At 67.1% G+C, this 6,641-nt stretch carries 8 protein-coding genes; 3 read left to right on the top strand and 5 right to left on the bottom strand.

From position 1 onward, the window contains the following. The 5 genes from I8N67_RS40615 to I8N67_RS40595 all read right to left on the bottom strand — a co-directional run. Nucleotides 1-747: ABC transporter permease (locus I8N67_RS40615; protein WP_200309331.1), on the bottom strand; the 747-nt coding region annotated here is incomplete at its 3' end. Continuing rightward, nucleotides 744-1,742: an ABC transporter ATP-binding protein gene (locus tag I8N67_RS40610; RefSeq protein WP_372443914.1), complete on the bottom strand. Its 999-nt coding sequence runs from the start codon at nucleotides 1,740-1,742 to the stop codon at nucleotides 744-746. The genes I8N67_RS40615 and I8N67_RS40610, both read right to left, overlap by 4 nt. Continuing rightward, nucleotides 1,735-2,382 (bottom strand): ABC transporter permease, encoded by a 648-nt coding sequence (locus I8N67_RS40605; protein WP_200309330.1) that lies wholly within the window; start codon nucleotides 2,380-2,382, stop codon nucleotides 1,735-1,737. Before I8N67_RS40605 ends, I8N67_RS40610 begins: the two co-directional genes overlap by 8 nt. A gap of 162 nt (nucleotides 2,383-2,544) precedes the next feature. Beyond that, nucleotides 2,545-3,417, bottom strand: a complete 873-nt coding sequence (locus I8N67_RS40600; protein ID WP_234047065.1) for an IclR family transcriptional regulator — start codon at nucleotides 3,415-3,417, stop codon at nucleotides 2,545-2,547. Nucleotides 3,418-3,505: 88 nt separating this feature from the next. After that, entirely contained in the window at nucleotides 3,506-4,462 is a 957-nt protein-coding gene (locus tag I8N67_RS40595; protein WP_200309328.1) for an alpha/beta hydrolase, read from the bottom strand. Between the two features lie 988 nt (nucleotides 4,463-5,450). Here I8N67_RS40595 and I8N67_RS40590 point away from each other — a divergent pair. The 3 genes from I8N67_RS40590 to I8N67_RS43590 are packed head-to-tail and all read left to right on the top strand — an operon-like array spanning nucleotide 5,451 to nucleotide 6,249. Then, a complete protein-coding gene (locus tag I8N67_RS40590) occupies nucleotides 5,451-5,729 on the top strand; it encodes a hypothetical protein (RefSeq protein ID WP_200309327.1) in 279 nt (92 codons plus the stop codon). A gap of 56 nt (nucleotides 5,730-5,785) precedes the next feature. Beyond that, nucleotides 5,786-6,091: a hypothetical protein gene (locus tag I8N67_RS40585; RefSeq protein ID WP_234047064.1), complete on the top strand. Its 306-nt coding sequence runs from the start codon at nucleotides 5,786-5,788 to the stop codon at nucleotides 6,089-6,091. A 5-nt stretch (nucleotides 6,092-6,096) separates the two neighbouring features. Continuing rightward, nucleotides 6,097-6,249, top strand: coding sequence for a hypothetical protein (locus I8N67_RS43590; RefSeq protein ID WP_234047063.1), 153 nt, complete (start codon nucleotides 6,097-6,099; stop codon nucleotides 6,247-6,249). Nucleotides 6,250-6,641: the final 392 nt, after the last annotated feature.

Genomic DNA, 6,641 nt, shown 5'->3' with positions numbered 1-6,641 from the left:
CGGGCGCAGGACCCGCTCGGCCAGGCCGGCCAGCCAGTCCACGGTCAGGGCCAGAGCCATCGTGAGGGCGCTGCCGACCACGAGCACCGGCGTCCTGTCGAGGGAGATGCCGGAGGAGATGACGGAGCCGAGTCCCCCGGCGTTGGTGAAGGCGGCCAGGGTGGCGACGCCGACGTTCAGGATCAGCGCCACCCGGATGCCTGCCAGCATCACCGGTACCGCCAGGGGGAGCTCGATGGTGAAGAGCACCGCTCGGGAGTTCATCCCCATACCGCGCCCTGCGTCGATCAGCGCGGGGGCGACCTGACGGATCCCGACCATGGTGTTGCGCAGCACGGGAAGGAGGGCGTACAGCACCAGCGCCACAACGGCCATCCAGAAGCCCACGCCGAAGACCATGGCCAGGATCACCAGTACGCCGATGGACGGCACCGCCTGGCTGGCGTTGGCGGCCGCGAGCACGACCACCCCCGCCCTGCTGATGCCGGGCCTGGTCAGCAGTACGCCGAGGGGGACGCCGATGGCGATGGTCAGCAGCGTCGATGCGGCGACGAGCTGGACGTGCTCCCACAGGGCGGTGAGGACGACGTCGGAGGTCAGGCTGCGGGTCTCGATGGAGTCCAGTCGCAGGGAGCCGACGTAGGCCCAGAGGGCTCCCAGCATGGCGAGGACGACCAGCGGCAGAACCCAGGTCCTGGAGCGGCGCCCGCCGGAGCGGGTGACTCCTTCGACGGCCCCGGTGCTCATGAGAGAACCTTCGCCGGCTGCGCGGCCGCCGTGAGCAGGGTCTGGAGGCCGAGGTAGCGGCTGCCCTCGCCGGGAACGCTGACTTCTATGCCCTCTGCGCGCGAACCCAGGACCAGTTCGAGCGCCCGGTGGACGCTTTCACCAGCGTCGATCGCGACGGCGTTCGCACCGCCCGGCGTCTCGGGCGGAAGGGCGGCGATGACGTCCGAGACCTTCAGGAGCGACAGCCGCCGGACCGGGGCGCCGGATCCGACGAAGTCGCGGACGAAGTCGTCGGCGGGGTTGCTGAGAATCTCCAGGGGAGTGTCGAACTGGGCCAGGCGGGAGCCGGGGCCGAAGATGGCGATGCGGTCGCCCAGGCGAAGCGCCTCGTCGATGTCGTGCGTGACCATCACGATCGTCTTGCGGATACGTTCCTGGAGCCGCAGGAACTCCATCTGGAGCTTCTCCCGCGCGATGGGGTCAACGGCGCCGAACGGTTCGTCCATCAGCATCACCGGCGGATCCGCGGCGAGGGCACGGGCGACGCCGACCCTCTGCTGCTGGCCGCCGGAGAGCTGCCTGGGGTATCTGTCGGCGTAGGTGGACGGATCGAGTCCGACCATCTCCAGCAGCTCCTTCGCCCGCTGACGGCGCCCGGACTTCTTCATCCCGAGCATCTTGGGCACGAGGGCGATATTGTCCGCGATGGTCAGGTGGGGCAGCAGGCCGATCTGCTGGATGACGTAGCCGATGCCGCGCCGCAGGTCGTCCACGTCCGCGTGGGTGACGTCCTTGCCGTCGATGAAGATCCGCCCGTGCGTCGGCTCGACGAGGCGGTTGATCATCCGCAGAGTCGTGGTCTTCCCGCATCCGGACGGGCCGACCAGGACGACGAACTCTCCTCGCTTGATCTCCAGCGAAAGCTCGGAGACCGCCGCTGCGTCCTGGCCCGAGTACTGTTTGGAGACCTCGTCCAGAAAGATCATGGCGTCGGGGCTGGGGCTGTCAGACATTCAATCCTCGCAGAGCAGTGATCTTGGCAATCACGATGAACAGCAGGTCGAGAACCAGAGCGACGAGCACCACCCCGATCACTCCCGAGAGGGCTTCCTCCAGCGCGTTGGCTCCTCCGATGCGCTCCAGCCCACGGAAGATCAGCTGCCCCAGACCGGGGCCACGCACGATGGCTCCGATGGCCGCCGTCGCGACCAGCATGATCGTTGCCGTTCGGATCCCGTTGAGGATCACCGGCCAGGCCAGAGGCAGAACGACGGTGCGCATCCGCTGCCCCGAGCCCATCCCGAGGCCGCGTGCTGCCTCGACGACGGCCGGGTCGACCTCTTCGATGCCGGTGACCGTGTTGCGCAGAATCGGGAAGATCCCGTAGACGGTGAGGGCGGCGACCGTCGGGGCGACACCGAGTCCGAGGACGGGGATCATGAGGGCGAACAGGGCGAACGACGGGATGGTCAGCAGGGATCCCGTGAGGGAGAGCAGTGCCTGACGCACGCCGGGGGCGGACTGGGTGAGCAGGGCGAGTCCGATCCCGATGACCGCGGAGAACGCGACGCTGATCAGGACGAGTTCGATGTGCTGCTCGGCCAGGAACAGCAGATTACCGGCGTTGTCCTCCATGTAGGAGACGAGGCTCATGGGGTGGCCGACCCTCTGCGGGCACAGCTCGCGACCGAATGGAGGGTCGGCTGCTGTGGGGCGGCGAGGGCGGATTCGGGAAGAGGACGAGTGAGATGTCGCATGGTGTTCTCCGGTTCTCCAGGGCTCGAACGGATGGTGGTCGGTAGCTTTCGGCGGCCGTCAGAGATCGCTCGGATCGGCGCCGGGGCGTGTGTCGGAGCAGAGGGATGCCTGCAGGGCCTTCACCGCCGAAAGCAGGTGCCCGCCGAATGCCTGGATGTGCGGCTCGATCCTGAACGCTGGACCGGAGATGTTCACTGCGGCGTGGATCCGGCCGGTGAAATCCCGAACCGGTGCCCCGATGCCCAGGAGCTCCGGGTCGAAGATGCGGTTCGCGACCGAGTATCCCCGCCGCCGAGCCTCGTGCACCTGTGCGAGGAACTCACGTGCCTCACGTTCCGAAACCCCGTTCTCACCGCGCCGGACCATTTCGAGGATGTACTTGTCCTCGTAGTCCATCAGCAGAGCCATGCCACTGGAACTCCGGTGTACCGGGACCGTGCGTCCCACCCAGTTCGCGGCTTCGATCGACCGCCGGGAGCCTTCCGACAGAACGGTGAGCACCTCACCGTCGCTGAGAACGCTCAGATAGGTGCGCTCCCGAACGGTCTCGGTCAACCTGAGCAACAACGGGGCCGCGAGTTTGGTCAGCCGCTGGTCTCCCGCCCGGACCGCCAGTGCGAAGAGCCGCCAGCTCAGCTCGTACCGCCCCGACGAACGTCTGGCAACCATGCCTGTCTCGAGCAGGCTCTTGAGCTGCCGGGACACGACGGACTTCTCACGCCCCAGCATCCTGGCGACATCGGCCACGCTCAGCCCGTCCGGGAACACGGCCGGATCTGCGGAGGCGAGCGCGTCCAGGATCGCCATCACTCGCGAAGCACCGCTTCGCGTCACAAGGGTCTGCTTTTGCTCAAGAACCATACCGAATCCTTGGGTAGCGGTATGAATAGCTAGATGAGGGAAGGCGGTACGTGCAACACGACGTTGCATTTTCTGCACCGCCCCTTCGGGCCACGTCCGGCGTCCGAGCGGGTCCAAGCCGGTCCAAGCGGGCACCGTGTGGCAGGCCGGCCGACTGTCAGGCCGAGATACTCCGGGCGGGAGCGCCAAAGGCACTGAATGCCTCGTCGAAGAACTCATGCAGACGGTCGCACAGCAGCAGGAACTCCGGGTGGTCGCCGTACATGAAGTCGTTGTGGCGCCCGGAGATCGTATAGAGGGTCTTGGGCGAAGCGGCGACCGCGTACAGGGACCTGGCCTCTTCATAGGGATGCAGCGAATTCTGCTCGCCGTGGGCGATGAACAGAGGTGTCGGCGCGAGATTCGCCACCACATTCTCCACCTTCAGGTCCAGAATGGACTCCGTGAACTGTAGCCGGGTCGGGTGCCCGAACCCGTGGACCTGCGACAGCTCCTTCTCGACGTAGTCACCGGTGGCCGGGTCGAGTGGGTAGTGGGCGAAGGTGTCCGCGAGTTCGGACTCGCCCCGAAGGACTCGGTTGACCCGGTCTTCGTGCACTTCGTCGACGATCTTCAGGAACTCGTCGTAGGTGTGGATGGACTTGAGCCAGCGCTCCCCGTCGTAGAACCCGTTCAGGGCAGCGACGCCCGCGATGTCGCCCGCCTTCTCGGCGGCGAGAATGACGTTCGCGGCGCCCATGCCCCAGCCGACGAGACCGACCCGGCGCGGGTCGATGTCATCCTGTGAGCTGATGAACGTCACCGCGTTGCGCACATCCTGGGCCTGCTCTTCGATCAGGACCCTCCCCTTCTCCCCCTCGCTGTCCGCCATGCCGCGGTAGTCGAAGCCCAGGCAGACGAACCCGTGCTCGGTCATCCGCTGAGCGAACAGCTTCGGGTAGAACTCGTTGAACCCCTGGTAGCCGGAGTTGACGACAATCGCCGGATACTGCTCGCCTTCCGGCAGGTTGTCCGGGTAGTAGATCGTGGCCTTGAGGCGGCTGCCCTCGCTGTAAAACGCGGTTTCCTTCTCGATCACGATGATTCCTTCTGTTGGTCCGACCGGACTGGCCAAGCCCCTCTCTCCGGGGCTGACGCCTTCACCGCTTCTGTCAGCGGGGAGTCCTGCGCAGATGTGGAGAGTGTGCTGCGGGTCTCAGGCGGCCACTTTCACGGCGTGGTGCGGCGAGCGCAACACGGCCGTGCATATTTCGCAACGCTTGGATGACCATCTGCGGTCGTACCGAACCTGGGAGGCTGTTGTACTTCCGGGCTTGAGGTGCGTTTCGCCGGCCGCCCAGGGGCGGGTGACACCATGGCAGCGGTCGCTCATCGTGTTGCCGCCTCTGCGGGGCCGGAAGAGGTGGCCGCCGCGCGCGAGGGGTGCGGTGCTGGCGGAATCCGGGTTCCGCTATCACCGGCTTTACGTCCTCGCTCCGCGCTCGCCCAGCCCAAGAACCACCGTCATCTGGAACGAATTCCCCGCCCGCCACCCCCACTACGCCCAGGCCTGGCCGAGGCAAGGTTTTAAGCCGGGCCTGCCGGTCATCGGCCCCTACCAATAGCGCGGAAGTGTGCCGCGGACTCCGCGGCCGAGGAGACCGCCGGCTCCGGTGCGGCTGCTGGCGGCGAGCGGGCCCAGGAGGCCGCGCCCAAGGGCGGCGCGAGTTCCGGGAGCGCCTCACGTGGGCTGGCCCGTCGTACCTCGAACACGGGAGCCTTCTCCGAGTTGCAGGTCCCGATGCAGAAGCGCGTCGTCAGCCAGGCGGCTTCGGACGCCGGCTTCGGCCCGGCCGGCGTGAGTGTCAAGATCAACCGAGACACAGACCTGATTGGGCGTGGTCTGTACGGCCACACGGCACCGAACGGGACCATCACGCTGTATCCCGACGCCTTCTCCTCCATGGAGGATCTCGTCCGGACCATCGGCCACGAGCGGATGCACGTCATGCAGATCGGTGTGTACGTTCGGCGTCGACGCTGGAGCAGGAAGGCGCCTGGGAGCGGGCTGCCTACGCCTCGGAGGACCAGTTCTGGAACTACTTCAACGGGAGGCTCGGCTGATGGCTGATCGTGAGGCGTGGCTGAAGGCGTTGGCGGGCGTAGCCGAGGGCCATGACGAGGTGGCCGGCGGCCCGTGTCCGGTCTGCGGTCGGGACTGTCTCGAGGTTCGGTACATCGTCAACGACAGCAGCCGGGTCGGCTATGTGCTGTTCTGGTGCGGCGCGTGTCTGCACGGCATCAGCGTTTCTCGGGTGCGTGCTCCGGAGGGCGTTGCAACGTGGTCGATCGACGATCCGGCTTCGGTCGCGGGTGTCCCGGACTTCACCCGTGACGACTGAGGGCCCTGCCGCTGTGGGAACTCGTCGACGCGGTACTGATCAATGGGGACAGCGAAGTGACAGACTCACGCACGGAACGCCGTTCCGCCGGCACCGAGATCATGCTGGACGTGTTGCTGCGCTGGACGTGGATCCGGCGTCGTACTCCCGCGCAGGACATCGCCGACTTCGATGGTGGGCAGCCGTTGCGGGTCGTCGGGTTCACGAAGAGCATCGGCGGCGCGGTCGAGGTCTCGGTCGGCAAGGGCAAGCAGTCGCGCGGCTCAGGCAGGGCTACCTGCGGCTCGCCGCCGGTGAACCGCCGCTCTGGAAAGACGCGCGAGGAGACCGGAGCGCGACCCTTCAGGGGCCGTTCCGGCTGAGGCCGGTGGGCGGGAAGGTGTGGCTGGCGCCGAAGTTCGAGCGGTACGAACTCGTCACTGATGCGGGGACGTACGATCTCGCGGTGCCGAAGAAGGACGGGGAACTGGTGCGGCACGTGTTCGGTGGCGTGGACGAGGCTTCGGTGAGCGGCGGGTGAGTCCCGCGCGGGCCAGGGTGTCGGGGGCCGAGGCGACACTCTGGCCCGCGCGGCCGACCGAGGGTGTCCGCGACAGGCGGGCTGGCTGAGCGTGTCACTTGAGTTCGGTGGTGGCCGTGTCCGCGATGAGGTCGCCCTGCATGATCGACCATGCTCGGGAAGCGCGTCCACCCAGTCTCCGTCGCCCTCGACCTGCCCCAGCGGACCGGGCCCTGTCGTCAACGTGGTGCGTTCGCACGCCAGCCGCGCCATCCTCTTCCGAGAGACGTTTCGCCGCTGACGGGCACGCTTCCGATGCCGAGCAGCACCATGGCGGCTGCTCTGTCGGAGGGTGACAATGGCGTTCAGGCTGCCTGGAACAATCGTGGGGTGGTCATGTGCGGCCAGAGTGC

Source organism: Streptomyces adelaidensis (assembly GCF_016598475.1).
GTDB classification, from domain to species: Bacteria; Actinomycetota; Actinomycetes; order Streptomycetales; family Streptomycetaceae; genus Streptomyces; species Streptomyces adelaidensis.
This window is presented reverse-complemented; position numbering and strand designations above follow the sequence as displayed.

Coding starts and splice junctions, on each gene's coding strand:
- I8N67_RS40600 (WP_234047065.1), bottom strand. CDS start 3,417: ATGCAACGTCGTGTTGCACGTACCGCCTTCCCTCATCTAGCTATTCAT.
- I8N67_RS40605 (WP_200309330.1), bottom strand. CDS start 2,382: ATGAGCCTCGTCTCCTACATGGAGGACAACGCCGGTAATCTGCTGTTC.
- I8N67_RS40610 (WP_372443914.1), bottom strand. CDS start 1,742: ATGTCTGACAGCCCCAGCCCCGACGCCATGATCTTTCTGGACGAGGTC.
- I8N67_RS40590 (WP_200309327.1), top strand. CDS start 5,451: ATGGCTGATCGTGAGGCGTGGCTGAAGGCGTTGGCGGGCGTAGCCGAG.